Origin of the sequence: Sphingomonas sp. CFBP 13603 (assembly GCF_014892665.1) — a bacterium.
Lineage (GTDB): Bacteria > Pseudomonadota > Alphaproteobacteria > Sphingomonadales > Sphingomonadaceae > Sphingomonas.
On the sequence record NZ_JADBIA010000028.1, the window covers coordinates 1 to 843 of the forward strand.

The window sequence follows — 843 nt, forward strand, 5'->3', positions numbered from 1 at the left end:
TTAGGGTCAGGACCCATTGATGTGAGAGGCGCGATCTGATTCAGGCTCCGTGAGGAGAGCGTGGATGAGCGACCTGTACTGGCTGACGGATGAGCAGATGGCGCGTCTGCAACCGTATTTTCCCAAGAGCCATGGCAAGCCTCGGGTTAATGATCGGCGGGTGCTCAGCGGTATCGTTTTCGTCAATCGCAACGGGCTACGCTGGCGTGATGCGCCGACGGACTATGGGCCGCACAAGACGCTCTACAATCGCTGGAAGCGGTGGAGCGAGAGGGGTGTGTTCTTGCGCATGATGGAGGGGCTCGCGGCAGCAGAAGCCGTACCGAAAACGGTCATGATTGATGCGACCTACCTGAAGGCACACCGCACGGCATCGAGTCTGCGGGTAAAAAAGGGGATCTCGGCCGCCTGATCGGCCGTACGAAAGGCGGCATGAACACCAAACTGCACGCCGTCAGCGATGCGGATGGGCGGCCCTTGAGCTTCTTCATGACCGCCGGGCAGGTCAGCGACTACACCGGCGCGGCAGCCTTGCTCGACGATCTGCCGAAAGCACAGTGGCTGCTTGGCGACCGTGGTTATGACGCCGATTGGTTCAGGGACGCCCTGGAAGCCAAGGGCATCCAACCCTGCATCCCGGGCCGCAGATCGCGGAACGAGCCGGTCAGATACGACAAGCGCCGCTACCGGCGCCGCAGCCGCATCGAGATCATGTTCGGCCGTCTGAAGGATTGGCGCCGCGTCGCCACTCGCTACGACCGCTGCCCAACCGTCTTCTTCTCTGCCGTCGCGCTCGCGGCCACTGTCATCTTCTGGCTATGACCAATGAGTCCTGACCCTAGC

At 61.8% G+C, this 843-nt stretch carries 1 protein-coding gene; it reads left to right on the forward strand.

All coding sequences use genetic code 11. From position 1 onward, the window contains the following. Positions 1–64 precede the first annotated feature (64 nt). Positions 65–822 (forward strand): IS5 family transposase gene (locus IFR23_RS19960; RefSeq protein ID WP_133021385.1). Its coding sequence is split into 2 segments (ribosomal slippage): positions 65–398 and positions 398–822, totalling 759 coding nucleotides; the frame shifts between segments, so codons are not numbered across the junction. Positions 823–843: the final 21 nt, after the last annotated feature.